Below are 25525 nucleotides of genomic sequence, written 5' to 3'. Positions count from 1 at the left end.
AAAATCACGATTTTAGCAAAGCGGGGCGGGAATCGCCCGGCTTGCGTTCTCACTTAAGGCGATGCCGCGCGATTTATGGCAGATGTCCAGAAAACCGTATTGATCCGCCACTCGGCGGAACAGATGTTCGACCTCGTCACCGACGTGGCCGACTACCCCAATTTCCTGCCGTGGTGCGGCGGCGTCGAAGTTCGTCGTCAGGACGACAGCGGGATGGAAGCGCGCATCGATATCAACTTCAAGGGCATCAGGCAGCATTTCGCGACGCGCAACACGCAGCAGCGTCCGACGCGGATCGACATGGAGTTCGCGGACGGCCCGTTCAAGAAGTTCACGGGCTCGTGGCGCTTCATCCCGCTGCGCGCCGATGCGTGCAAGATCGAATTCGCGCTGCACTACGAGTTCTCCAGCATCCTGCTGGAAAAGATCATCGGGCCCGTGTTCAGCCATATCGCGAACACGTTCGTCGATTCGTTCGTCAAGCGTGCCGATCAGCGCTACGGGAAGGGGTGACGCGATGCTGTCGATCGAAGTCTGCTACGCGCTACCGGATCGCCAGACGCTGATTCCGGTGTCGTTGCCCGACGGCGCGACTGTGCGCGAGGCGATCGACGCGAGCGGCGTGCTCGCGCGGCACCCGGAGATCGATCTCGCACACGCGAAGACCGGCGTGTTCGGCAAGCTCGCGCCGCTAGACGCGCCGCTCGCCGACCATGACCGCGTCGAGATCTACCGCCCGCTGATCGTCGATCCGAAGCTCGCGCGCCAGCGGCGCGTCGACAAGACCCGTCGCGAAGGCTCCATCGAGGGCCGCAAGTGGATGCACAAGGACGCGCGCTGACGCGCGTCGTGCCACCCGCCTTTTTCGTTCCGATTCATCAGACAAGACGCGCGGCCGCGCTCAGTGGGCCGCGCTGCTCGCGCTCACGGCCGCGCCGCCGGTCGCGTTGCCGCTGTCGTGCGTGTCGCTGTGCCGGCGCACCGATCCGTAGACGCCCGCCAGCAACAGCGCGAGCGCCGCGATCTCGAGCGTGCGCGGCATCCGGTGGTCGTAGACGAACGCGTAGAGCATCGCGAACACGGTTTCGAACACGATCAGCTGGCCCGACAGTGTGAGCGGCATCCGCTTCGACGCCGCGTTCCACAGTCCGTTGCCGAGCCACGACGCACCGATCGCGAGCGCAAGGTTCAGCACCCAGAACAGCTGCCAGCGGGGTGCCGGGACGGCCGCCTGCACCGTGCCGGACGGCAGCGCGAGGATTGTGACCCAGCAGAGGCCGCCGATCACGCCCGTCACGACACCCCACAGCACCGACCATTCGTTGCCGCTGAAATGATGGTGACGCTGCAGGTAGCGCGCGTTCGCGACTGCGTACCAGGTCCAGCTCGCGAGCGCGCCGCTTGCGCACGCGATGCCGGCGAGCTTCTCGGCGAACGTCGTCGCCAGCGCGGCTTCCGATGTGAAGAGGTCGACGTTGATGCAGACGATGCCGGCGATCACCAGCGCGAGCGGGGCGGCGAGGCGTCGCAGCGGGACGGCGCCGCGGTCGCCGAGGCCCAGGAGCGTGACGGTCACGGGCAGCACGCCTACGATCAGCGATGTGGGGGCGATGCCGATCAGGTGCACGGCGGTGGACAGCAGCATGTAATACGCGAGATTGCCGATCAATGCGAGCTTCGCGAGCGCGACGAGATCCTCGCGGGTCAGTCGCGCAAGCAGCGAACGAGCCGTGGGCAGCGCGGCCGCCAGCGACACGAGACCGTACATGGCATAGCGGCCGGCGCTCAGCAGCAGCGGCGAGAAGTCGGTCATCAGGCGTGGAACGAGAAATACCATGCCCCACAACGCGCCCGCGAGGACGCCATACACTACACCGCGCTGCATCGACTGCTCCGAACAAAATGACTGACGAGCGCGCATCTTAACGATGCCGGTGCGACCGCGTCTTGTTCATTCCTGCACTCGGAGTGGGGCGGGGTGATGAGGCGGCCGCAATCCGGTTCTGTTTGCCGGCGGATCGGGGTGCCTGCCGGCGATCGGCGGATCAGCGTGCGACCGGCTCGGCCGGTGCGGCCGCTGTCACACTGTCGCCTGCCACGTGCGCGGGGCGCCGCACGGCGCGCAGCTTGCCGCTGTTGCCGCCGCCGCAGAAGAACGTGTCGCGGCCGTCGGATTCGAGCCCCGACACACCGATGCCGGGCGGCATGTCGACCTGTTCGACTACCTGTCCCGTGTGCGGATCGATCCGCCGCAGCTCGCTCTGGTCGGCTTCCCACGTACCGTGCCACAGCTCGCCGTCGACCCACGTCACGCCGGTGACGAAGCGGTTCGATTCGATCGTGCGCAGCACGGCGCCCGATAGCGGATCGACCTGATGAATCTTGCGCTCGCGGTACTGGCCGACCCACAGCGTGCCTTCGGCCCATGCGAGCCCGGAATCGGCGCCGCCGCCGGGCGCGGGAATCGTCGCAAGCACGCGGCCCGAGTCCGGATCGATCTTCTCGATGCGGTCCTCGACGATCTGGAACAGGTGACGGCCGTCGAACGCCGTGCCGGCATGCGCCGGTTGCCGGATATGCCGGGCGGCCGGGCGGCCGGGTGCCGGCGCCGCGTGGCGACACGGCGTGCGGGCCGCGCTGCGCTGCGGGAACCTGATGGCTGTGGTTCTGGCGACGGGCGTGCTGGGTCTGCGGGTGATGGCCGTCGTGACGGTGGCGATCGCCGCCGAGCGACTGGTGCCGGCCGGTGGCGAACGCGTTGCGCGGATGGTCGTCGGCGGTGTCGCGATCGGCGCCGGGTTCGTGATGATCATGTGTGCGGCCGGGTTAGGGCGGCTTCGCCGCGCTGCAAGGCCGGCGGAGGCGTTGCAGCCAACGCCGCATGGGCCGGCGGCGGCATGAAATCGGCCCGGTGGCGGCCGGTTGCGCGAATGGGGTGAAGCCGGAGTGAAACGAAAGGCGATCGAAAACGAACCGAACGGCGATCCGAACGATTCGGCCCCCGAACGCTGGAAAACGGCTAACCCGTTGTTCGTGTTGTGAAAATTCGCAGCGCTTCGCGTATAATTCGCTTTTGCGCCCATAGGATTTGCCATGCGTCTGATCCAAAAAGCACTCACTTTCGATGACGTGCTCCTCGTTCCCGCCTTTTCCGACGTTCTCCCGCGCGACACCAGCCTGAAAACCAAGCTGACCCGCAACATCTCCCTGAACATGCCGCTCGTGTCCGCCGCGATGGACACGGTCACCGAGGGTCGCCTCGCGATCGCGATGGCGCAGCAGGGTGGTGTCGGTATCGTCCACAAGAACCTCACGCCGGCCGAGCAGGCCCGCGAGGTCGCGAAGGTCAAGCGTTTCGAATCGGGCGTCGTCCGCGACCCGATCACTGTCCCGCCGCAGATGAAGGTGCGCGACGTGATCGCGCTGTCGCGCCAGCATGGCATCTCCGGCTTCCCGGTCGTCGAAGGCCCGCAGCTCGTCGGTATCGTCACGAACCGCGACCTGCGTTTCGAAACGCGCCTCGACGAACCCATCAAGTCGATCATGACGCCGCGCGATCGTCTCGTCACGGTCAAGGAAGGCACGCCGCTCGCCGAAGCGAAGGCGCTGATGCACAGCCACCGCCTCGAGCGCGTGCTGGTCGTCAACGACGCGTTCGAACTGCGCGGCCTGATGACCGTCAAGGACATCACCAAGCAAACCGAACACCCGGACGCGTGCAAGGACGAACACGGCAAGCTGCGCGCAGGCGCGGCAGTCGGCGTCGGCCCAGACAACGAAGAGCGCGTCGAGCTGCTCGTGCAGGCAGGCGTCGACGTGATCGTCGTCGACACCGCGCATGGCCACAGCAAGGGTGTGCTCGAGCGCGTGCGCTGGGTCAAGCAGAACTTCCCGCACGTCGAAGTGATCGGTGGCAACATCGCGACGGCAGCCGCCGCGAAGGCGCTCGTCGAATACGGCGCGGACGCGGTCAAGGTCGGTATCGGCCCGGGCTCGATCTGCACGACGCGGATCGTCGCGGGTGTCGGCGTGCCGCAGATCAGCGCGATCGCGAACGTCTCGGAAGCGCTGAAGGGCTCCGGCGTGCCGTGCATCGCCGACGGCGGCGTGCGTTTCTCGGGCGACGTGTCGAAGGCCCTCGCGGCCGGCGCGAACGCGGTGATGATGGGCAGCATGTTCGCGGGCACTGAAGAGGCGCCGGGCGACGTGTTCCTGTACCAGGGCCGTCAATACAAGTCGTACCGCGGCATGGGTTCGGTCGGTGCGATGAAGGACGGCGCGGCAGATCGCTACTTCCAGGACAACTCCGCGAACATCGACAAGCTCGTGCCGGAAGGCATCGAAGGCCGCGTCGCCTACAAGGGCTCGGTCAACGCGATCCTGTTCCAGCTGGTCGGTGGCGTGCGCGCGAGCATGGGCTACTGCGGCTGCAAGACGATCGACGAACTGCACGACAAGGCCGAATTCGTTCAGATCACCGCGGCGGGCATGCGTGAGTCGCACGTGCACGACGTGCAGATCACGAAGGAAGCGCCGAACTATCACGTGGACTGATCGCCGATGAAACCGCTGCTGCGAGCCGTGCTGATCATCGATGCCGTGCTGTTGCTGGCGTTCGGCGTGCTGTTCGTGCTGACGCCCTGGCAGGCGCTTTTCAACGCGTTGCAGCTCGCGAACATCCAGCCGGCGATGCTCGGCCAGGCGTTCGGCATCGCGCTGCTCGGGCTCGCGTGGCTCGCGTTTCACGCAGCGATCAACGGCGAACTCACGGCGCCGGTCGCACGTGCGGTCGGCCATGTGAACTGGCTGATCGGCGTGCTGACGGTCGTGTGGTCGATCGGCACCGGTAACGGTCCCGCGCTTGCTGCTGCCGGCAGGGTGCTGTCGGCGGTGGCCGGCGTTGCGCTGATCGTGCTCGGCCTCGGCGGCGTGCGGCTCGCATCGGCCGTGCGCCGGCGCGAGAAGGCGCAGGCGCTCGAAGCGCGGGCCGCGAAGGGTCCGGTCGAACCGGTGCCGCCGCCCGTGCCGCAGCGTGTCGAGCCGGTCGTCAGCCGCCCGGCGGCGCCTTCGGCGCCGGCCGCGGCAGGCACGTCGGCGGCATCCGATCGCGCATCAGGCAGCGTTGCTTTCGACGCGCGCCCGCCGTCACAGGATTGACCGGCGATGCGTCGCGCGAGCCGCCTGCCGCCCGACGCCGCTGTCCATGCTTTTGACGCAGCGCTTCATGCGCTGCTTTTCTTATTCTCTTCATCCCGTCCGCAGCCATGCACGACAAAATCCTGATTCTCGACTTCGGTTCGCAAGTCACCCAACTGATCGCACGTCGCGTGCGCGAAGCGCACGTCTACTGCGAAATCCACCCGAACGACGTGTCCGACGACTTCGTCCGCGAGTTCGCGCCGAAGGCGGTGATCCTGTCGGGCAGCCACGCGAGCACGTACGAAGACCATCAACTGCGCGCGCCGCAGGCCGTGTGGGATCTCGGCGTGCCGGTGCTCGGCATTTGCTACGGCATGCAGACGATGGCCGTGCAGCTCGGCGGCAAGGTCGAGTGGAGCGACCATCGCGAGTTCGGCTACGCGGAAATGCGCGCGCACGGCCATACGCGCCTGCTCGACGGCATCGAGGATTTCACGACGGCCGAAGGCCACGGCATGCTGAAGGTCTGGATGAGCCACGGCGACAAGGTTGCCGAACTGCCGCCGGGCTTCGCGCTGATGGCATCGACGCCGAGCTGCCCGATCGCCGGCATGGCCGACGAGGCGCGCGGCTACTACGCGGTGCAGTTCCACCCGGAAGTCACGCACACGGTGAAGGGCCGCCAGATCATCGAGCGCTTCGTGCTGAAGATCGCCGGCGCGAAGCCCGACTGGATCATGAAGAACCACATCGAGGAAGCCGTCGCGAAGATTCGCGAGCAGGTCGGTGACGAGGAAGTGATTCTCGGCCTGTCCGGCGGTGTCGACTCGAGCGTGGCCGCCGCGCTGATCCACCGCGCGATCGGCGACCAGCTGACCTGTGTGTTCGTCGACCACGGCCTGCTGCGCCTGAACGAAGGCAAGATGGTGCTAGACATGTTCGAGGGCCGCCTGCATGCGAAGGTCGTGCACGTCGACGCATCCGAGCAATTCCTCGGCCACCTGGCCGGCGTGACCGATCCGGAAGCGAAGCGCAAGATCATCGGCCGCGAATTCGTCGAGGTGTTCCAGGCCGAGGCGCAGAAGCTGTCGAAGGCGAAGTGGCTCGCACAGGGCACGATCTATCCGGATGTCGTCGAATCGGGCGGCACGAAGACGAAGAAGGCGACGACGATCAAGAGCCACCACAACGTCGGCGGTCTGCCGGAAACGCTCGGCCTGAAGCTGCTCGAGCCGCTGCGTGACCTGTTCAAGGACGAAGTGCGCGAACTCGGTGTTGCGCTCGGCCTGCCGCCGGAGATGGTGTACCGCCATCCGTTCCCGGGCCCGGGCCTCGGCGTGCGGATTCTCGGGGAAGTGAAGCGCGAATACGCGGATCTGCTGCGCCGTGCCGACGCGATCTTCATCGAGGAACTGCGCGGCACGACCGCCACCGCACAGGATGCGGCAGCGGGCCTGTGCGGCGAAGCCGACGTCGGCAAGACCTGGTACGACCTGACGAGCCAGGCGTTTGCGGTGTTCCTGCCGGTGAAGTCGGTCGGCGTGATGGGCGATGGCCGTACGTACGACTACGTGACGTCGCTGCGCGCGGTGCAGACCACCGACTTCATGACCGCGCATTGGGCGCACTTGCCGTACGCGCTGCTCGGCCGCGCGTCGAACCGGATCATCAACGAGGTGCGCGGGATCAACCGTGTGGTGTACGACATCTCGGGCAAGCCGCCGGCGACGATCGAGTGGGAGTAATGCTGCGCTGGGGCATACCCCGGTAGCGGATGACGGCATCGAACGATGCGAAGCGCCCGGCAGGGAAACCTGCCGGGCGCTTTTCATGCCGCCGGCACATGGTCGTCCGATTGACCATAATGGAAGCGTCATCTTCGGCGTATCGCCCATGCTGCCATGACTCAACTGACGCTACCCGGAATTGAAGCGGGCCGGCTGGAGCATCATCTGTTCTTCGCGGTGAAGCCCGATCCGGATACCGCTGCGCGCATCGCGGACCAGGCCGGTCGACTGCTGGCCGAGGTGTCCATCGAAGGCCGGTTGCAGGACACCAACCGTTTCCACATCACGTTACAGTCGCTCGGGCCGTTCATGCGGGTGCCGTCGGGCGTCGCCACACGTGCGTGCATGGCGGCGCAACGTATTCACGCTGCGCCGTTCGACGTGACGTTCGACCGGATCCTCAGTTTCAAAGGCCGGCCGGGGAATTTCCCGTGGGTACTGACCCCGGATGTCGTGCCGGGTGCATTGACTGAGTTCCATCAGAAACTGGTCGACGCGCTCAACTGGGCCGGGGTTCGCGCGTCAAGCAGGCATTTCACGCCTCATATCACGTTGCTGTACAGCGAAAACCGGTTCCGGCCGCGCGAGATTGCGCCGATTACGTGGCGCGTGCGCGAATTCGTTCTGATCGACAGCTTGTTCGGCAAGACACATCACGAAATAAAAGGGTGCTGGCCGTTGAGCGACGATTGCCAGCGTTAAGGGGCGCCGCTCACGGACGGTTCGATCTGTCGATGTCCGCGGCCCGTGCGACAGCACGCAGCGCAACGTCGCGCACGCCCGCGCTCATCGGCAGATCGTCGCGTTCGAGTTCACCGAGATCGAACCAGCGCGCCTCCAGCGCATCGTCCCCGGCAGCGGGCGTACCGCGCAGCCATTTGCACAGCACCGCGACCATCACGAAATGCTGACGCACGCGGCCGGCGGCATCGTGATCGAATGAATCGAGCGCGGTGAATACGTCGAGCGCTTCGACGTCGAGCGTCGTCTCTTCGGCAAGCTCGCGAACGATCGCGTCCGCGATCGGCTCACCCGGTTCGATCTTGCCGCCGGGGAATCCCCAGCGGTCTGCGTCCGGCGGATTCGCGCGCCGCACGAGCAGCACGTCGCGTTCGCGCAGCACGACGCCGATCACGGCAGGAACGGCACGCAGCGGCGATGCATTGGCGGTCGGGGAGCGTGAGGGTTCGGACATGATCGGGCCTATGCGTCGGCGGACGCGAACGGGTTGGGGTACCTGAGATTCATCGCACGTCGTCGCTGCGCTGCTCGATCGCATGAATCACGGCGACCATGTCGGACGAACCGTATCCGGCCTGTTCGGTTTCGCCATAGAGCGCATGGCAGATGTCCAGTAGCGGCGACGCGATTCCGATGCTGCGCGCGGATTCGGCGACGAGCCGTGCGTTCTTCAGCACGTCGGTGATTGCCGCCTGCACGTCGAAGTCCGACGCGACAAGTTTGCCGAGCTTCACGCGCGACACGTCGCTGGCCATCGGGCCGGCGTTTAGCACGTCGGCGAAGCGCGCGAGATCGATGCCGTGACGTTGCGCGAAATGCGTCGCCTCGGTCAGGCCCGTTACCATCGTGATCAGGAACAGGTTCACGGCGAGTTTCATCGTCAGCGCGGCCGGCACGTCGCCGCACACGAAGCTGTCGCGGCACAGCGGCTTCACGAGCGGGCGGATCGCGTCGACGTCTTCCGGCGCGCCGGCCAGCATCACGACGAGCTGTCCGGCTTCAGCCGGCTTGCGCGAACCCGACACCGGCGATTCGACGTAGCGGCCGGATGCGGCAGCGATTTCGTCGGCGAGCGCGCGCGAGTATTCGGGCGAGTTCGTGCCCATGTTCACGATCGTGTGTCCGCCGACGCGCGCGGCGAAATCGGGCGTGCCGCGTGCGAGGACGGTATCGATCGCTGCGTCGTTCGCGAGCATCAGCAACACGGTGCTGCACGCGCCGAACACGTCGTCGACTTGTTCGACGACTTGCGCGCCGGCATCGTGTAGTGCATCGTCGCTGCCGTGCGACCGGCTCCACACGATGAGCGGCGTGCCGGCCCGCGCGAGGTTAAGTGCCATCGGCGTTCCCATCACGCCGAGGCCGATGAATCCGACTGCCGTTTGCATGTCCGTGCTCCTTCGGGAAAGGGGAGTGCAGCGCGCAGGCGTCAGTATCGCAGCGTTTTCGGACTCGTGCGGGGGCATGCTGGCAGGCGCAGCGGCGCGTGTCGGTAGGATGCGCTGAAGCCGAGCGGATCGCGACCCGCTACGACGGTGAAACGGCAGATCGAAGTCCGGTCGTTCGACGTTCAGCCCACAGCCTCGCCGCGAGAAGCGCGGCCGGTATCCGGTTGATCTTTGCCGAGTCCGGCGAGATACGGCCACGGATAGATACCCCGCGCGTGACCGTCGCCGAACAGTAGCCGGATGCCGTAGCCTGCCGCTTCGACACTGTCCAGCGTCAGGCCCGGTTGCGCGCGAACGCTGCCGCCGTCGAACCGGATTTTCCTGCACGCGGCGCACGGGCAATCACTGCGCAACCGCGCATAGTCGATGCGTTGCGTATCGCCATCCGGCCAGCGCAGCGTCAATGCGCGGGCCGCATGGTCGAGCAGGATCTCGGTCGGCGCGATCATCGTGCGCCCCCTTCGATCTGCGCGATGGCGATCCGCACGGCCTTGCGGACTTCGGGATCGCGATCCTCCAGCGCGTCATGCAATGCGCGCAACGTCGCAGGATCGCGCAGTTCGCCGAGCGCGAGCGCGGCCTCCTTGCGCAAGTTGCTGATCGCATGGGCGAGCTGCGCGGCGACGGCCGATGCTGCTGCAGCATCGCGCAACTGTCCGAGCGCGCGCACCGCACGCAATCGCACCTGCCAGTAATCGTCGTCGAGCGCGGCGACGAGCGGCGCGCGCGCAGTCGCGATGCGCAGCTTGCCGAGCGTCGCGGCCGCTTCCTCGCGGACCTGCCATTCGGCGTCGCGCAACGCCGCAAGCAAGGCGGTCACGACGGCCGTGTCGCTCGATGCCGCAAACCCGACCGCGCCAACCGCAATGCGTCGCACGTCGGCATGAGCGTCGGCCGTCGCCACGCGGGCAAGCGGCACGAGTCCGCGAGCGTCCTTGAGCCACCCGAGCACGGCGACGCCTTCCGCCCGCACGGCCGCCGCGTCCGCGTCCAGCGCGCGCAGTGCCGGCGCGAACGCGTCGGGGTCGCGCAGTTCGCGCAGCCCGCGCAGCACGGCGCCGCGCACGAACGGCTCCGGCCGTCCGGCCCAGCGGCACAGCACGGCACCGGAGGCAACGTCCTTCAGCTCGGACAGGCTTTGAGCAGCGGTCGCGCGTACACCGTCGTCCGGGTCGAGCAGCGCGTGACACAGCGCGTCGACGACGTCGGGCTGTTCCCACGCGCCGAGCACGCGCGCGGCTTCACCGCGTACGTCGGCCGACGGATCGTCGCGCAGTGCCGCAATGAACGCCGGCACTAGATCGGGATCCTCGAGGTCGGCGAGTTCAAGGAGTGCAAGGCGGCGCACCGGTGCGTCGGGCGAAGCGACGCGCGCGACGAGGCCGGCAAGGTCTGGATCGAGCGCGCCGGGCAGCGGGAAAGCAGGAGAAGAATCGGTCATGGGCAAGGTGCTGAGCGGTGAGGGGCGTGCGATCAAACAGCGTGGCGCAACAGCGAGAGGCAGCGGCGCTTGATGTCGACGAATGCGGACTCGGTGGTGCTGTCGTCGGTGCGTGGTCGTGCGAGCGGCACCGGTATGTCGGCGACGATGCGCGCGGGTCGCGGCGACAGCATCAGGATGCGATCGCCGAGAAACAGCGCTTCCTCGATATCGTGCGTGACGAACAACACGGTCGTACCGATGCGCGACCAGATGTCGAGCAGCAGCGTCTGCATCATGCGGCGCGTCTGCGCGTCGAGCGCGCCGAACGGTTCGTCCATCAGCAGGATGCGCGGCCGGTTGATCAGCACGCGGGCAATCTCGACGCGCTGCTGCATGCCGCCGGACAACTGCGCGGGGTAGTGCGCGCCGTAGTCGCCGAGCCCGACGAGTTCGAGCAGCGCGGCGGCTTCGCGGCGGCGCTCTCGCGCGGGCACGCCTTTCATCTTCAGGCCGAATGCGACGTTGTCGATCACGCGCTTCCATGGAAACAGCGTGTGCTGCTGGAACACGAGCCCGCGATCGGGATGCGGGCGGTCGACCGGTTCGCCGTCGACGACGATCTCGCCGTGCGTGGCCGCGACGTGTCCGGCGAGCGCGCCGAGCAGCGTCGACTTTCCGCACCCTGACGGCCCGAGCACGCAGACGAACTCGCCGGGGGCGATATCGACGTCGAGCGCATCGAGCGCCGCGAAGCGCGCATGCGGCGGCCCGAGTTCGATCGTCAGCGCACGTACGCCGACGCGGCCCGGTGCGGCAATGGCAAGAGCGGTGGTGGTCATTGCCGGCCTCCACGCGGTGCGTACCACGGCGTGAGCGCCGTGCCGATTCGCTTGACGAGCAGGCTGCTGCCCATCCCGAGCAGGCCGATCAGCGCCATCCCGACGACGATGTCCGGGTAATTCTGTAACGTATAGGACTCCCATGTGAAGTAACCGATTCCATACTGGCCGGCGATCATCTCGGCCGTGACGAGGCAGAACCAGGCCGTGCCCATCCCGATCGACAGCCCCGTGAAGATCGCCGGCGCCGCGCCAGGCAGGATCACTTCCGCGTAGAGCGCGACGCCGCGCGTGCCGAGGCTGCGTGCGGTCGCGACGAGCCGCGGGTCGACGGCTTCGGCGCCGTGCACGGTATTCAGCAGGATCGGGAACAGCGCGCCGACGAACGTGATGAACATCATGCTGAGTTCGGACGACGGAAACATCAGGATCGCGAGCGGAATCCACGCGACGGCCGGAATCGGCCGCAGCACTTCGAGCGGCGACAGCAGCGTGTCTTCGAGCGCGCGATAGCGGCCGATCGCGAGTCCGAGACCGACGCCGGCGAATGCCGCCGCGACGAAGCCGGCGAGCACGCGCGTGATGCTCGCGAACAGGTGCATCGGCAGCTTCGGCGAATGCAGCAGCGACCATAGCGCAGGTCCGACGTCGGCCGGTGCCGGCACGTTCGCGAACGTGACGATCCCGAGCGACAGCCGCCACTGGACGGCCGCCTGCCACAGCGCGATGCACGCGACGAGCGACGCGATTCGCCATGTGCGGCGGCGCAACGAGGTCGGGCGCGCACGCGCGGCGGCATGCGCGGTGCGGGTGTCGCCGGCGCGCGGCGATTCGGAGAGGCGGCGTTTGGCAAACTCGAAGGTGGCGGCCATGCGGATATCCGGTGTCGGTGAAGAGGAAGGGGAAGGTTCAGCGCGATGCAAGCGCCTGCACGGCGCCGGTCTTCGCGGCCGCGTAGTCGACAACCGAACCGGATATCCGCTGTGCGTACGCAGCGGCGCTCGTCTTCAGCAGGAATGCGCTCAACACGCCGTGCGCGTCTTTCACGTACCACGCCTGGTCCGCGAACAGCTTCAGCCCGCTCGCATGGTCGTGCACGAAGACCGCGCGCACCTTCGCGGCCGGGCCGAGCTTGCCGAGCGCGGCGAATGCGGCCGCGGGGCTCGCGTAGTGACGCACGGGTTCGTCGCCGACGAGCCAGACTTGCGCGACGTCGTTGAAGTCGCGGATCGGCTTGCCCGTCGTCGCGTCGTTCGCGACGAGCGGCTGCCTGCCGTAGAGCTTCAGCGCGGCATCGTAGTCGAGTCCCGACGCCTTGAAGGCGGCGCGGATATAGCGGTCGTCGATGAAGGTCGCCGGATCGGGCGCGGTGTCGGTCTTCTTCAGCAGCTTGAGCGTGTCGATGGCGGTCGCGACGGCCTGCCGGTATTCGGGCTTCCACGTGAGGTCGCGGGTCTGGATGCCGAGCGGCCCGTGATACAGATAGTCGACCGGCGCCTCGATGCCGGTGACCTTTTCGATCAACAGGCTGTATTTCTCGGGATTCTGCGCAAGCAGGCGGTTCGCTTCGATCGCGGCGCGCAGGTACGCGACGACCACCTCCGGATAGCGCTGCGCGTAGTCCGCGTCGACGAGCGCGCCGTGGAAAGTCGGTGCGTGGGTTTGCGCACCGTCGTAGATCTTGCGCGCGATGCCGCGATACGGGAACAGATCGGCAAACGGCACGAAGTCCGCATGCGCGTCGATCTTGCCGGCCTTCAATGCGCTGCCGGCGACTTCGGGCGCCTGCGTGACGATGTTCACGTCGGTATCGGGGTTCCAGCCCTGTGCCTTGATCGCGCGCAGCAGCATCCCGTGCGAGGTCGATGCGAACGGCACCGAGATCGTCTTGCCCTTGAGGTCCGCGAGCGAGCGCACCGGCGAACCGGTCGGCACGACGATCCCGTTGCCGCTGCCCTCGATGCTGCCGTCCAGCACGGTGATGAACACGCTCTTGCGGCCGGCCTTGCGGAACGCCGCACCGTTCAGCGCACCGGGGAAATCGGCCATCGCACCGAAGTCGAGCTTGCCGGCAACCATCTCGTTGGTCAGCGGCGCGCCGGACGTGAAGTCCTTCCACTGCACGTCGTACTCCACGTCCTGGTACTTGCCGGTGTGCGGCAGATATTTGTCGAGCAGATGCAGCTCGCGAATCAGCAGGCCGCCGGTCGCGCAGTTGATCGTCGTGTCCTGCGTGCCGATCGCGACGCGGATCGTTTCGGCGTGCGCGAGGCCGGCGGCCGACAGCGCGAGCGATGCGGCGAGCAGGCGGAACTTCCGTAGCGTAGGGTTCATGTGTCGTAGGTCCGATGGTGGGGAAGCGGCGCGCCGGGTCAGCGCAGCAGATACGGGATGTCGACCTTGACCGCGCCGGTCGGGCAGTCGCGTTCGCACGGCATGCAGTACCAGCATTCGTCGAACTGCATGTAGGCTTTGCCCTTGGTCACGTCGATCGCGAGCAGGTCGAGCGGGCACACGTCGACGCAGACGGTGCAGCCCTTGTCGGCGATGCAGCGGTCCTCGTCGATCGTCACGGGTGCGCTGCTGCGCAGGAAGATGTCGTGCGGGGTATGGGGCACGGTAAGGCTCCTCGGAGTCACAGGGCGGCCGCGAGTGCGGCCGGTTCGCGGATGCGCAGGTGCGCGTAGGCGCTGCGTTCGTCGTCGGCGAGCGGCACGATGTAGGGTTCGACCGGACGCTTCTCGCTGCGCATCGCACCGTCGGCGCCCTTGCGTAGCCACGTGTGGCAGAACCATTCCGCGTCGTTGCGATGCGGGAAATCGACGCGATGGTGGTACAGTCCCCAGCGGCTCTCGGTACGGAACAGCGACGCACGCGCAGCCATTTCGGCGCAGTCGCGGATCGCCCGCACTTCGGCAGCACGCATCAGCTCGTGTGGATGGTTTGCCTTGATTTCTTCGATATCCTCAATAATTCCGTCAAAACGTTGCAGGCCGATTTCCATCTTGCGTGTCACCTTCGGCGGTTGCAGGTAATCGTTCACCATGCGGCGCAGCTTGTATTCGACCTGCGCGGGCGCGAGGCCGCGTTCGCGCGCAAGCGGCGCGAGCACGCGGGTGCGCTCGGCCGCGACCTGCGCGTCGTCCACCGGCGCGTGATCGCGGCCGGCCACGTAGTCGGCTGCGTTCTGCCCGGCGAACCAGCCGTACGTGAACGCGCCGAGCATGTAGTTGTGCGGCACGGCCGCCATGTCGCCGGCTGCGTAGAGCCCCGGCACGGTCGTTTCCGCACGGGCGTTCACGTACACGCCGGACGCACTGTGCCCGCTGCAGAAACCGATCTCGGAGATGTGCATCTCGACCATCTGCTGCCGGTAGTCGGTGCCGCGCCCCGCATGGAAGCGGCCGCGGCTCGGCCGCTCGTTCGTGTGCAGGATCTGCTCGATGGTCTGGATCGTTTCTTCCGCGAGGTGGTCGAGCTTCAGGAACACCGGGCCGTTGCCGCTTTGCAGTTCCTGGTAGAACTCCCACATCATCTGGCCGCTCCAGTAGTCGCACTCGATGAAGCGTTCGCCCTTGCCGTTCGCGGTGAAGCCGCCGAGCGGGCCTGTCACGTAAGCGCAGGCGGGGCCGTTGTAGTCCTTGATCAGCGGATTGATCTGGAAGCACTCGAGGTTCGCGAGCGCGGCGCCTGCATGGTAGGCCATAGCGTAGCCGTCGCCCGCATTGGTCGGGTTTTCGTACGTGCCCATCAGGTAGCCGGACGCCGGCAGCCCGAGGCGGCCGGCCGCGCCGCAGCACAGAATCACGGCCTTCGCGCGGATCACGTGAAAATCCGCCGTGCGGCAGTCGAAGCCGAGCACGCCGCTCGCGCGGCCCTGCGCGTCGGTCAGCACGCGCGTCGCGACGATCCGGTTCGTGATCGCGATGCGCGCGCGCTTCAACTGCCGGTACAGCACCTTCTTGATATCGTGTCCTTCCGGCATCGGCAGCACGTACGAGCCCATGTGATGGACTTTTTTCACCGCGTAGTCCCCGGTGCCGTCCTTTTCGAACTTCACGCCCCAGCGGTCGAGCTGTTCGATCGTCGCGAAGCTGTGCGTGGCGTATGCATGCACGGCTTCCTGATCGACGATCCCGTCGTTGGCGATCGTGATCTCGCGCGTGTACTGTTCGGGCGTCGCATGGCCGGGGATCACCGCGTTGTTCAGTCCGTCCATCCCCATCGAGATCGCGCCGCTGCGCTTCACGTTCGCCTTCTCCAGCAACAGCACGCGCAGCGACGGGTCGCGCTCCTTTGCCTTGATCGCCGCCATCGGGCCGGCCGTGCCGCCGCCGACCACGACGATGTCGTATTCGAGTACATGGGTATTCATCGCGGATTCCTTGCAGGTTGGCGAGTCTTCTGCCGGTCGATGCGCAACCGGTACTGGAAGGCGTCGCCGCGGAAGTAGAGGTATTCGTAGTCGATCGGCGTACCCGACGCGTCGTGCGTGAGCCGCTCGATGCGCAGCACCGGGCTGCTTTCCTCGACGCGCAGCGCCTCGACGATTTCGTCGTCGGCGAGAATCGCGTCGATCGACACGTCGGCGTGACCGAGCGGCACGCCGCAGTCGTTCTCGAGGATCAGGAAGATGTCGCGGGTCGCGAGATCGGCGCCCGCGAGCCGCTTGCCGAGCGCTTCGGGCACCCACGTCTGTTCGAGCGACACGGGCTCGCGGTTCAAGAGCCGCACGCGGTGGATCTCGACGAGCGGGGCACCTTCCGGCACATTCAGTTTCGTCGCGAGATGGCGATCGGCCTTGACGGTGCGAAAGCTGCGCAACTGGTTGACGATCTCGTAGCCCATCGACGACATCGCTTCGGCAAAACCCTGCAGCGACGTCACGTTCTGGAAAGCCTTCGGCTTCGACACGAACGTGCCCTTGCCGTGCAGCTTGAACAGCAGGCCTTCCTTCTGCAGGTCGCCGAGCGCCTGGCGCACCGTGATGCGGCTCACGTCGAACATCGCGCAGAGTTCGTGCTCGGACGGCATCCGGCTGTGCGGCGCATAGGTGCCGTCGAGGATGCGCGTGCGCAGCGTGTCCTTGATCTGCACGTAAAGCGGGGCCGTCGACAGCGGCACGACGTTGGGTGGGGTCATCGGTCCACTTGTTATGACAAGAAGACTGGAGTGTAGTGAGCGGGCCCGCGCGCCCAAACCAACTATTTCTGATTTCGACTTTCCGATTCCGGAAAAGCGGAGGACTCCGTGGACGAATGAAGGAGCCGATGGCGGGCGGCACTTCGATCGGTCCCCCTGGCCCCTGGCCACCGGCGCAAATCGGCCGACAATCGAAAATTCGCACCCGGCGTGCCGCGCTTGTCGATTTCCCGATGTGTCGTTCGTCGTATCGATGTCGACCGGATGGCGTCGCCGCGCCCATGCGCGAACGCTGCCCGGTTCCCCGTCGATGCCTGCAAGACAGAGAAAGGAGCTACCAGATGCCGGATTCCCGATACCGTTGGGTGATCGTCGCCGCGGGCGGCCTGCTGAGCTGCATCGGGATCGGCGCGATGTTTTCGCTGCCGGTGTTCCTGCGCGCCGTCGCGCGCGACACGGGGTGGTCGATGACCGGCATTTCGGCCGCGATGACGCTCGGTTTCATCGCGATGGCGTTCGCGAGCATCGCGTGGGGTAGCCTGTCCGACCGGATCGGCACGCGCGCGGTGGTCGCGACGGGCGCGGTGCTGCTGGCCGCGAGTCTCGCGCTCGCGAGCCGCGCGCCGTCGCTGCTCGCGTTCCAGCTGATTTTCGGGCTGGGTGTCGGCAGTGCCGCCGCCGCGGTGTTCGCGCCGATGATGGCGTGCGTGACGGGCTGGTTCGACACGCACCGCAGCCTCGCGGTGTCGCTGGTGTCGGCCGGCATGGGGATGGCGCCGATGACGATGTCGCCACTCGCCGCGTGGCTCGTGTCACGCCACGACTGGCGCGCGTCGATGCTGACGATCGCCGTGCTGGCGGCCGCCGTGATGATCCCGGCGTCGTTGTTCGTGCGCCGCCCGCCGGCGCTCGACCGCCCGCCGGCCGAACCGGTGGCGGCCGGTGCGCCGGTGCCGCTGTCGGTCGGTAACGCGCTGCGCTCGCCGCAGTTCATCGTCCTTTTGCTGACCAATTTCTTCTGCTGTGCGACGCACTCCGGGCCGATCTTCCATACGGTCAGCTACGCGGTGACCTGCGGGATTCCGCTGATCGCCGCAGTGTCGATCTACAGCGTCGAAGGGCTCGCGGGAATGGGCGGGCGGATCGCATTCGGGCTGCTCGGCGACCGTTTCGGCGCGAAGCGCATGCTGGCGGCCGGGCTGCTCGCGCAGGCGCTGGGCGCGCTCGGCTACTACTTCGTGCGCACGCTCGACGGGTTCTACGCGGTCGCGATGCTGTTCGGTTTCATCTATGCGGGCGTGATGCCGCTGTATTCGGTGCTCGCTCGCGAGAATTTCCCGCTGCGGATGATAGGCACCGTGATCGGCGGCAGCGCGATGGCCGGCAGCCTCGGGATGGCGGCGGGGCCCGTCGCGGGCGGCCTGATCGTCGATGCGCTCGGCAGCTACGGCTGGCTGTACATCGGATCGTTCGTGATCGGCATCGCCGCGTTCGCCGTCGCGTTGATGTTCAGGCCGTTTCCGAAGGCGCCGTCGCAAACGGTTGCCGTGTGACCGGGCAGTAGCGCAAGGGCGGTTTCGGCAGCAAAACGAACGTCGATTCGCAAGGAGACAAAATAAAAAACGGGGGCGGACGGCGCGCGAGCCAGACAGCCTTAAACCCGCGCGGAGCCTGCTGCGGCGCAGCAGAGCGGCAAATCGCGCCGATCGGCACGCATGCGCGGCGATTTGGCCCCTAAAAAACACCATATCGAGCATACCTTCGAAGAGCCTGTCATCCGCGCGTCACCCTGCTAGAATTCGGCTGCCGCATTGTTCCGATTGACTGATGAGATTGCTTGACGCACTGGTCGAACAACGTATCGCCGCCGCCGCCGCGCGGGGCGAGTTCGACGACTTGCCGGGTGCCGGCGCGCCGCAGGCGCTGGACGACGACCTGCTCGTACCCGAGGAGGTGCGGGTGGCTAACCGTATCCTGAAGAACGCGGGTTTCGTGCCGCCGGCCGTCGAGCAACTGCGCGCGCTGCGCAATCTGCAGGACGAACTGCAGGCGGTCAGCGACCGGGCCGCGCGTTGCCGGCTGCAGGCGAAGATTCTCGCGCTCGACATGGCGCTCGAATCGCTGCGCGGCGGCCCGATGGTGATGCCGCGCGACTATTGCCGGCGCATCGCGGAACGTCTGTGCGAACGCGGGCTCGACGAAGTGTCGGCCGAAGCGGGGCCGATGTGAGCGCCGACGCGCTGCACCCCGCGGCAACCGAATCCGTCGCGCCTTCTCCTGTTTCCGAAGCCTCGCCCGTGTCGGCGCGCGACCTGCATTTCATGCGTCTCGCGCAGGCTGCCGCCGAAGAGGCGCGCGCGGCCGGCGAAGTGCCGGTCGGCGCGGTGCTCGTGCGCGGTGACGAAGTGATCGCGCGCGGCTTCAACCATCCGATTGGCGGCCACGACCCGTCGGCTCATGCGGAAATGGCCGCGCTGCGCATGGCCGCGCAGCATCTGCAGAATTACCGGATGCCCGGCTGCGAGCTGTACGTGACGCTTGAGCCATGCCTGATGTGCGCGGGTGCGATCATGCATGCGCGTATCGCCCGCGTGGTGTACGGCGCCGCCGATCCCAAGACGGGTGCGTGCGGCAGCGTGATCGACGCGTTCGCCAATCCGCAGCTCAACCACCATACCGACGTGACCGGCGGCGTGCTTGCCGACGAGTGCGGCGCTGCGCTGAAGTCGTTCTTCGCGGAGCGCCGCCGCGCGCTGCGCGAAGCGCGGCTGGCCCGCGACGCGGCGGCCGGCGCGTCATAGGCGCATCGTCTCGCGCAGCGGCCGGCTCCCGTGAGCGTCGCTGCGATCCCGGCCCGTGAACCGGAGACGGTTCGGACCCTCTAAGCAGGTTTGACGACCCGATTCCTTTCGCCATGTCCTTCCAGCCCGCCGCGTCCTACACCATCCGCCTGCTGGCGCCGTCCGGTTATCCGCACGACCCCGATGCGATCAATCGCGCGCTCGAACGCCTGAGCGGCGCGCAGCATCGCATCGAGAACATCGAGGCGACGCAGCGCCGCTTTCAGCGTTTCGGCGGCACCGACGGCGAGCGGGCGGGGGACCTGAACCGCCTGGCGGATCCCGAGCGGCCGCTGCCGGACATCGCGCTCGCGGTGCGCGGCGGCTACGGCGCGGCGCGCATCCTGCACGGGCTCGACTATCTCGGGCTCGAGCGGCGCCTGCGCGACCGGCCGATCGCGCTCGTCGGCCACAGCGACTTCACCGCGATCCAGCTCGCGCTGTATGCGAAGGCGCGCATCAAGACCTTCGGCGGCCCGATGCTGTCGGCCGACTTCGGCGCCGAAACGCCGAGCGACTTCACGATGCAGCACTTCTGGCAGACGCTGTCGCAGCCGGCCACGACGATCGTCGCCGAAGCGCCGCAGGTGCAGACCGTGAACGTGACCGGCACGCTGTGGGGCGGCAACCTCGCGATTCTCACGTCGCTCGTCGGCACGCCGTACATGCCCGATATCGAAGGCGGCATCCTGTTCATCGAGGACGTCAACGAACAGCCGTTCCGGATCGAGCGGATGATCTATCAGCTGCACCTGTCGGGGCTGCTCGCGCGCCAGCAGGCGCTCGTGCTCGGCCAGTTCACCGGTGCGCGGCCGTTCGAATACGACAACGGCTACGACATGCAGGCGATGATCGACCAGGTGCGCTCGGTGGTCGGAATTCCGGTCGTCACGGGGCTGCAGTTCGGTCACGTGCCCGACCTGCTGACGCTGCCGTTCGGCGCGAAGGCGCAACTCGTCGCGAATGCGCACGGCTTCCGGCTGACGCTGTCGGACTATCCGCATCTCGGCTGAGTCGGCCGGGTGCGACGGTCAGGTAGGATCGAAAGGCGGGATTTCCCGCCTTTTTCTTTAAGTAAATGTGCAACTAACGGTCCTTATTTTGCGTCGACACCGATCGCGTCGGCACTGTATTACGCACCATTTTTGTCAACAAAATGGCCGCGAGGGTATACGCCGTGATCGGCTGTGGGCCAGCCTGAGAGGCTTGATGTGCATGGATTCTGGGCGGCGCGCACCGATTCGGCACATCGAGACGCACGCCGATTGTGCGCATATCGAGAAAAGAATTGTTGACAATCTTTATGTCCGTTCTAGGATGAGGACCATCACGCGATGCAAATCATGAACGAGCCCGATTCCCACCCGTCCGGCGCAGCCGGTCCCGAAGCGATCGCCGAGCGGATCCGTACCGCGATCCTCGAGCATCGGCTCGCGCCCGGCGCGAAGCTGACGGAAGCGCAGCTTTGCGACGTGTTCGGCGTGAAGCGCGGGCCGATCCGGCAGGCGCTCGCGCAGCTCGCGGCCGACAAGCTGGTCGATCTCGAGCCGAACCGCGGTGCGTTCGTCGCGAGCCCGACGCTGCAGGACGTGCACGAGGTGTTCGAAATGCGCCGGATCGTCGAGCTGGCCGTCGTCGAGCGGCTCGCGACCGGCCCGGGCGCGAAGCGGCTGAAGGGCGTCGCCGCGCTGATCGACAAGGAGCGCCGTGCGTTCGAGCGGCACGACTTCGCGGCATGGATCCGCCTGTCGGGCGAATTCCATACGGCGCTTGCGGCGCTGACGGGCAATGCGACGCTCTGCGAGTGTCTCGACGGGCTCGTCGCACGCTCGACGCTGATGTCGGCGCTGTACGAATCGCACGGGCGCAGCCCGTGCTCGTGCGACGACCACGACGAGATCCTGACCGCGCTGGAAGCGGGCGATTCGAAGCGGGCGGTGACGCTGATGGCGCACCACCTGCAGCATGTCGAACTGAAGATGCTGGACCGGCCCGCGCAAGGGCAGGTCGATTTGCGCGAAGTGTTCGGCGGCGCCTGAGCGGCGACGCGAACCCGGCCGCGCGCCACAGAACGAGAGCAATGCAGGCCGGCGGTATATGCCGCCGGCTGCCAGTCCGACTCCGGGCGACGATCCGGAGCGATATCGATGACGGTGGAGCGGCTGTCCGGCCGCGTCAAGGAGAAGTCATGGCTCAGTTCAGTGTCGCGCACGACAGCGCGTATCCGGCGGAACAAGGCGGCGAGGGCAGCGATCCCGCGTTGCCGGACGGTTACAGCCGACGTTTGTACAACGAAGATTTGGCACCCCTAAAAAATCAGACATGGGGTTCGTACAACATCTTCGCGTTCTGGATGTCGGACGTGCACAGCGTCGGCGGCTACGTGTTCGCGGGCAGCCTGTTCGCACTCGGGCTGACGAGCTGGCAGGTGCTGATCGCGCTGATCGTCGGCATCACGATCGTGAACCGGCTGTGCAACCTGATCGCGCGGCCGAGCCAGCAGATCGGCGTGCCGTATCCGGTCGCCTGCCGCGCGACGTTCGGCGTGCTCGGCGCGAACGTGCCGGCCGTGCTCCGCGGGCTGATCGCGATCGCGTGGTACGGCATCCAGACCTATCTCGCGTCCAGCGCGCTCGTGATCGTCGTGCTGAAGTTCTTTCCGCAATGGATGCCGTACGCCGATGTCCATCGCTACGGCTTTCTTGGGCTGTCGGCGATCGGCTGGGCCGGCTTCATGCTGCTGTGGGTGCTGCAGGCGCTCGTGTTCTGGAACGGGATGGAGACGATCAAGAAGTTCATCGACTTCGCGGGCCCGGCCGTCTACGTCGTGATGTTCATCCTGGCTGGCTACATGGTGTGGCGCGCGGGCTGGCGCAACATCGGCATCAACCTCGGCGGCGTGAAGTATCACGGCGCGGAAGTGATACCGGTGATGATCACGGCCGTGTCGCTCGTCGTATCGTACTTCTCCGGGCCGATGCTGAATTTCGGCGATTTCTCGCGCTACTGCCGCTCGTTCGGCGACGTAAAGCGCGGCAACTTTTGGGGTTTGCCCGTCAACTTCCTCGCGTTCTCGCTCGTCACGGTGATCACGACGGCCGCGACGCTGCCGGTGTTCGGCGAACTCATCACCGACCCGGTCGAGACGGTCGGCCGCATCGACCATCCGACCGCCGTGATCCTCGGCGCGCTGACTTTCACGATCGCGACGATCGGCATCAACATCGTCGCGAACTTCGTGTCGCCGGCGTTCGACTTCTCGAACGTCGCGCCGAGGCTGATCAGCTGGCGCGCGGGCGGGATGCTTGCGGCCGTCGCATCGATCTTCATCACGCCGTGGAACCTGTTCAACAACCCGGCGGTGATCCACTACACGCTCGACGTGCTCGGTGCGTTCATCGGTCCGCTGTACGGCGTGTTGGTCGCCGACTTCTACCTCGTCAAGCGCGGCAGGCTCGTGCGCGACGATCTCTACACGATGTCGGAGCGCGGCGCGTACTGGTACACGGGCGGCGTGAACCGCCGCGCGCTCGCCGCGCTGCTGCCGGCCGCAGTGATCGCGATCGTCTGCGTGATGGTGCCGGGCTGGCAGGCCGCCGCGAACTTCTCGTGGTTCATCGGCGCGGGGCTCGGCTTTCTGTTCTACCGGCTGCTCGTGAACACGAAGGCCTGAGGAGTACGCGATGAAGATCAAGCTGATCAATCCGAATACGACGCAGCGGATGACCGACGCGATGGGGCGCTGCGCGCGCGAAGTCGCGGCCGCAGGCACGGAAGTCGTCGCGGTGAGCCCGCCGATGGGGCCGCCGTCGATCGAAGGGTATTACGACGAGGCGCTCGCGACGCCGGGGCTCCTGGCCGAGATCGTGCACGGCGAGCGCGACGGTGTCGATGCCTACGTGATCGCGTGTTTCGGCGACCCCGGCCTGTATGCGGCGCGCGAGGTCGCGCGCGGGCCGGTGATCGGGATCGCCGAGGCGGCGATGCACGCGGCCAGCGTGCTCGCGCCGGGCTTCTCGGTCGTCACGACGCTGGCGCGCACGTGCGGGATGGCCTGGCATCTTGCCGAGCGCTACGGGATGAAGCGGTTCTGCCGCAACGTGCGCGCGACCGACGTCGCGGTGCTCGAGCTGGACCGGCCCGGCTCGGCCGCGCGGCGCATCATCGTCGACGAATGCCGGCGCGCGCTCGACGAGGACGGCGCCGACGCGATCGTGCTCGGCTGTGCCGGGATGGCCGAGTTCGCGCACGAGATCGAGCAGCAGATCGGCGCACCGGTGGTCGAGGGCGTCACGGCGGCCGTCAAGTGGGCCGAGGCGCTCGTGTCGCTGCGGCTCGCGACCGCGAAACGCGGCGACTACGCGCAGCCGCTGCCGAAGCGCTATGACGGCGAATTCGCGCGTTTCAGCCCGCCGGACGGGCCGCCGGCGGCTGCGCCGGCCGCCGCCGCGGCCCGAAGCGGGATTGCCGCTTCGGAACCGGTCCCGAATTTGCCGCAACCGCACATACACGCCGTCTGACACGCACTATCTGCGCCGCTGTATGGGCGCGTATGAACCTTTTCGCTACACTGGGCCGTCATCGCATCGGCCCCGCACGGCGGCCTCCGGCACCCGCGCGGGCCGATGCGAACCCATTATTTCAGCAAGCTTTCGTCGCACTTCGAACCATGTCACTCGATCCCAACTATCCTCGCGACCTGATCGGCTACGGCCGCCATCCCGTGCAGGCGAACTGGCCGGGGCGCGCCCGCGTCGCCGTGCAATTCGTCCTCAACTACGAGGAGGGCGGCGAGAACTGCGTGCTGCACGGCGATCCGGGCTCCGAGCAGTTCCTGTCCGAAATCGTCGGCGCGGCCGCGTATCCGGACCGTCACATGAGCATGGAATCGATCTACGAATACGGTTCGCGGGCCGGCGTGTGGCGCATCCTGCGCGAATTCGAGAAGCGCGGGCTGCCGTTGACGGTATTCGGGGTTGGCATGGCGATCGAACGCCATCCGGAACTCGCACGGGCATTCGTCGAGCTCGGCCACGAAATCGCATGTCACGGCTGGCGCTGGATCCACTATCAGAGCATGACGCCCGAGCTCGAAGCCGAGCACATGCGTCTCGGGATGGAGGCGATCGAACGCGTGACGGGCGAGCGTCCGCTCGGCTGGTACACCGGCCGCGACAGCCCCAACACGCACCGTCTCGTCGCGGAATACGGCGGCTTCCTGTACGACTCCGACAACTACGGCGACGACCTGCCGTTCTGGATGGATGTTGCCGTATCGGGCGGCGGCACGTCGCCGCAGCTGATCGTGCCGTACACGCTCGACACGAACGACATGCGCTTCGCGACGCCGCAGGGCTTCAATACCGGCGACCACTTCTTCGACTACCTGCGCGACGCATTCGACGTGCTTTACGCGGAAGGCGACGAAGCGCCGAAGATGCTGTCGATCGGCATGCACTGCCGACTGCTGGGCCGGCCGGGCCGTTTCGGCGGGCTGCAGCGTTTCCTCGATCACATCGAAAAGCACGATCGCGTATGGGTGACGCGCCGTGTCGATATCGCGCGTCATTGGCGTGAACATCATCCGTATCAGCCCAATCATCGAATCGAAGGGAAAGCATGAAGGCGATGCGTTACACGTTGGATCAACTGAACACGATGGCGCCGAGCGCATTCGTCGCGGCGCTGTCGGGGATCTTCGAACATTCGCCGTGGGTGGCCGAGATCGCCGCGGGCGAGCGGCCGTTCGCGAGCATCGACGCGCTGCACAAGACGATGTCGGGTGCGGTGGAGACGAGCGGCGAAGTGCGCCAGCTGGCGCTGATCAACGCTCACCCGGAGCTGGCCGGCAAGGCCGCCGTGCGCGGCGAGCTGACGGCCGAGTCGACGCGCGAGCAGAGCGGCGCGGGCCTCGACCAGTGCACGCAGGAAGAGTTCGACAAGCTGCTGACGCTGAACCGCACGTATCGCGAGAAGTTCGGCTTCCCGTTCATCCTCGCGGTGCGCGGCTATGACCGGCACGGCATCATCGCGAACTTCGAGGCGCGCGTGAATCATTCGCGTGCCGAGGAGCTGCGTGCGAGTCTCGACCAGATCTACCGGATCGCGCGCTTTCGCCTCGACGACCTGATCGACGCCTAACACCGCAATACGGCCTGCTGCGTGG

At 66.8% G+C, this 25525-nt stretch carries 28 protein-coding genes; 16 read left to right on the top strand and 12 right to left on the bottom strand.

Features of this window, described 5'->3' with window-relative positions; all coding sequences use genetic code 11:
• Positions 1–75 precede the first annotated feature (75 nt).
• Both DIE13_RS26970 and DIE13_RS26965 read left to right on the top strand, forming a co-directional pair.
• A complete protein-coding gene (locus DIE13_RS26970) occupies positions 76–513 on the top strand; it encodes a type II toxin-antitoxin system RatA family toxin (protein WP_124830128.1) in 438 nt (145 codons plus the stop codon).
• A 4-nt stretch (positions 514–517) separates the two neighbouring features.
• Complete coding sequence (locus DIE13_RS26965) at positions 518–841, top strand: RnfH family protein (RefSeq protein ID WP_124830127.1); 324 nt, start codon at positions 518–520, stop codon at positions 839–841.
• A gap of 60 nt (positions 842–901) precedes the next feature.
• Here DIE13_RS26965 and DIE13_RS26960 read toward each other — a convergent pair whose 3' ends face one another.
• Both DIE13_RS26960 and DIE13_RS26955 read right to left on the bottom strand, forming a co-directional pair.
• Positions 902–1885: a DMT family transporter gene (locus DIE13_RS26960; protein WP_124830126.1), complete on the bottom strand. Its 984-nt coding sequence runs from the start codon at positions 1883–1885 to the stop codon at positions 902–904.
• A 160-nt stretch (positions 1886–2045) separates the two neighbouring features.
• Positions 2046–2699: a glutaminyl-peptide cyclotransferase gene (locus DIE13_RS26955; RefSeq protein ID WP_260435139.1), complete on the bottom strand. Its 654-nt coding sequence runs from the start codon at positions 2697–2699 to the stop codon at positions 2046–2048.
• On the opposite strand from DIE13_RS26955, the gene DIE13_RS26950 reads away from it, so the two are divergent.
• The 5 genes from DIE13_RS26950 to DIE13_RS26930 all read left to right on the top strand — a co-directional run bounded on the left by DIE13_RS26950 (position 2626) and on the right by DIE13_RS26930 (position 7628).
• Complete coding sequence (locus tag DIE13_RS26950) at positions 2626–2901, top strand: hypothetical protein (protein WP_234745685.1); 276 nt, start codon at positions 2626–2628, stop codon at positions 2899–2901. The two genes, DIE13_RS26955 and DIE13_RS26950, sit on opposite strands and share 74 nt — an antisense overlap.
• Before the next feature lie 192 nt (positions 2902–3093).
• Positions 3094–4554 (top strand): IMP dehydrogenase, encoded by a 1461-nt coding sequence (gene guaB / locus DIE13_RS26945; RefSeq protein WP_124830125.1) that lies wholly within the window; start codon positions 3094–3096, stop codon positions 4552–4554.
• 6 nt (positions 4555–4560) lie between these two features.
• On the top strand, positions 4561–5157 hold the full coding sequence (locus DIE13_RS26940) for a hypothetical protein (protein ID WP_124830124.1): 597 nt from the start codon (positions 4561–4563) through the stop codon (positions 5155–5157).
• A 107-nt stretch (positions 5158–5264) separates the two neighbouring features.
• Positions 5265–6884 carry a glutamine-hydrolyzing GMP synthase gene (gene guaA / locus DIE13_RS26935; protein ID WP_124830123.1) on the top strand — a complete coding sequence of 540 codons (1620 nt, stop codon included), beginning with the start codon at positions 5265–5267 and terminating at the stop codon, positions 6882–6884.
• 156 nt (positions 6885–7040) lie between these two features.
• Positions 7041–7628 (top strand): 2'-5' RNA ligase family protein, encoded by a 588-nt coding sequence (locus DIE13_RS26930; RefSeq protein WP_124830122.1) that lies wholly within the window; start codon positions 7041–7043, stop codon positions 7626–7628.
• Positions 7629–7638: 10 nt separating this feature from the next.
• Here DIE13_RS26930 and DIE13_RS26925 read toward each other — a convergent pair whose 3' ends face one another.
• The 10 genes from DIE13_RS26925 to DIE13_RS26880 form a co-directional block, all read right to left on the bottom strand.
• On the bottom strand, positions 7639–8121 hold the full coding sequence (locus DIE13_RS26925) for an NUDIX hydrolase (protein WP_124830121.1): 483 nt from the start codon (positions 8119–8121) through the stop codon (positions 7639–7641).
• A 49-nt stretch (positions 8122–8170) separates the two neighbouring features.
• Positions 8171–9055 (bottom strand): NAD(P)-dependent oxidoreductase, encoded by an 885-nt coding sequence (locus tag DIE13_RS26920; RefSeq protein WP_124830120.1) that lies wholly within the window; start codon positions 9053–9055, stop codon positions 8171–8173.
• Between the two features lie 182 nt (positions 9056–9237).
• Complete coding sequence (locus tag DIE13_RS26915) at positions 9238–9564, bottom strand: gamma-butyrobetaine hydroxylase-like domain-containing protein (RefSeq protein ID WP_124830119.1); 327 nt, start codon at positions 9562–9564, stop codon at positions 9238–9240.
• On the bottom strand, positions 9561–10556 hold the full coding sequence (locus DIE13_RS26910) for a HEAT repeat domain-containing protein (protein WP_124830118.1): 996 nt from the start codon (positions 10554–10556) through the stop codon (positions 9561–9563). Before DIE13_RS26910 ends, DIE13_RS26915 begins: the two co-directional genes overlap by 4 nt.
• A 32-nt stretch (positions 10557–10588) precedes the next feature.
• Positions 10589–11377, bottom strand: coding sequence for an ABC transporter ATP-binding protein (locus tag DIE13_RS26905; protein WP_124830117.1), 789 nt, complete (start codon positions 11375–11377; stop codon positions 10589–10591).
• On the bottom strand, positions 11374–12249 hold the full coding sequence (locus tag DIE13_RS26900) for an ABC transporter permease (RefSeq protein ID WP_124830116.1): 876 nt from the start codon (positions 12247–12249) through the stop codon (positions 11374–11376). The genes DIE13_RS26905 and DIE13_RS26900 overlap by 4 nt, the downstream gene beginning before the upstream one ends.
• Positions 12250–12286: 37 nt before the next feature.
• Positions 12287–13711, bottom strand: coding sequence for an ABC transporter substrate-binding protein (locus DIE13_RS26895; RefSeq protein WP_124830115.1), 1425 nt, complete (start codon positions 13709–13711; stop codon positions 12287–12289).
• A gap of 38 nt (positions 13712–13749) precedes the next feature.
• The gene (locus DIE13_RS26890; RefSeq protein ID WP_006755644.1) at positions 13750–13995 is read right to left on the bottom strand and encodes a ferredoxin family protein; all 246 of its coding nucleotides are present in this window, start codon (positions 13993–13995) and stop codon (positions 13750–13752) included.
• Between the two features lie 17 nt (positions 13996–14012).
• Positions 14013–15752 (bottom strand): fumarate reductase/succinate dehydrogenase flavoprotein subunit, encoded by a 1740-nt coding sequence (locus tag DIE13_RS26885; RefSeq protein ID WP_124830114.1) that lies wholly within the window; start codon positions 15750–15752, stop codon positions 14013–14015.
• Positions 15749–16519, bottom strand: coding sequence for a GntR family transcriptional regulator (locus DIE13_RS26880; protein ID WP_124830113.1), 771 nt, complete (start codon positions 16517–16519; stop codon positions 15749–15751). The genes DIE13_RS26885 and DIE13_RS26880 overlap by 4 nt, the downstream gene beginning before the upstream one ends.
• Positions 16520–16860: 341 nt before the next feature.
• On the opposite strand from DIE13_RS26880, the gene DIE13_RS26875 reads away from it, so the two are divergent.
• The 9 genes from DIE13_RS26875 (at position 16861) to uraD (ending at position 25500) form a co-directional block, all read left to right on the top strand.
• Complete coding sequence (locus tag DIE13_RS26875; RefSeq protein WP_124830112.1) at positions 16861–18072, top strand: MFS transporter; 1212 nt, start codon at positions 16861–16863, stop codon at positions 18070–18072.
• Positions 18073–18346: 274 nt separating this feature from the next.
• Entirely contained in the window at positions 18347–18748 is a 402-nt protein-coding gene (locus tag DIE13_RS26870) for a DnaJ family domain-containing protein (RefSeq protein ID WP_096503237.1), read from the top strand.
• On the top strand, positions 18745–19320 hold the full coding sequence (gene tadA / locus DIE13_RS26865) for a tRNA adenosine(34) deaminase TadA (RefSeq protein WP_124830111.1): 576 nt from the start codon (positions 18745–18747) through the stop codon (positions 19318–19320). Before DIE13_RS26870 ends, tadA begins: the two co-directional genes overlap by 4 nt.
• 113 nt (positions 19321–19433) lie before the next feature.
• Positions 19434–20372, top strand: a complete 939-nt coding sequence (ldcA, locus tag DIE13_RS26860; RefSeq protein WP_124830110.1) for a muramoyltetrapeptide carboxypeptidase — start codon at positions 19434–19436, stop codon at positions 20370–20372.
• A gap of 321 nt (positions 20373–20693) precedes the next feature.
• Positions 20694–21398: a GntR family transcriptional regulator gene (locus tag DIE13_RS26855; RefSeq protein ID WP_124830109.1), complete on the top strand. Its 705-nt coding sequence runs from the start codon at positions 20694–20696 to the stop codon at positions 21396–21398.
• 149 nt (positions 21399–21547) lie between these two features.
• Positions 21548–23032 carry an NCS1 family nucleobase:cation symporter-1 gene (locus tag DIE13_RS26850; protein WP_124830108.1) on the top strand — a complete coding sequence of 495 codons (1485 nt, stop codon included), beginning with the start codon at positions 21548–21550 and terminating at the stop codon, positions 23030–23032.
• Positions 23033–23042: 10 nt separating this feature from the next.
• Positions 23043–23879: an aspartate/glutamate racemase family protein gene (locus tag DIE13_RS26845; RefSeq protein ID WP_124830107.1), complete on the top strand. Its 837-nt coding sequence runs from the start codon at positions 23043–23045 to the stop codon at positions 23877–23879.
• 149 nt (positions 23880–24028) lie between these two features.
• Positions 24029–24982 carry an allantoinase PuuE gene (puuE, locus tag DIE13_RS26840; RefSeq protein WP_124830106.1) on the top strand — a complete coding sequence of 318 codons (954 nt, stop codon included), beginning with the start codon at positions 24029–24031 and terminating at the stop codon, positions 24980–24982.
• Positions 24979–25500, top strand: a complete 522-nt coding sequence (gene uraD, locus DIE13_RS26835) for a 2-oxo-4-hydroxy-4-carboxy-5-ureidoimidazoline decarboxylase (protein WP_124830105.1) — start codon at positions 24979–24981, stop codon at positions 25498–25500. The genes puuE and uraD overlap by 4 nt, the downstream gene beginning before the upstream one ends.
• The last annotated feature ends 25 nt before the right edge of the window (positions 25501–25525 follow it).

The organism is Burkholderia sp. Bp9016 (assembly GCF_003857765.1).
Taxonomy (GTDB): Bacteria; Pseudomonadota; Gammaproteobacteria; order Burkholderiales; family Burkholderiaceae; genus Burkholderia.
Note: the sequence above shows the minus strand (reverse complement) of the source record. Positions and strands in the feature narration are given on the sequence as shown.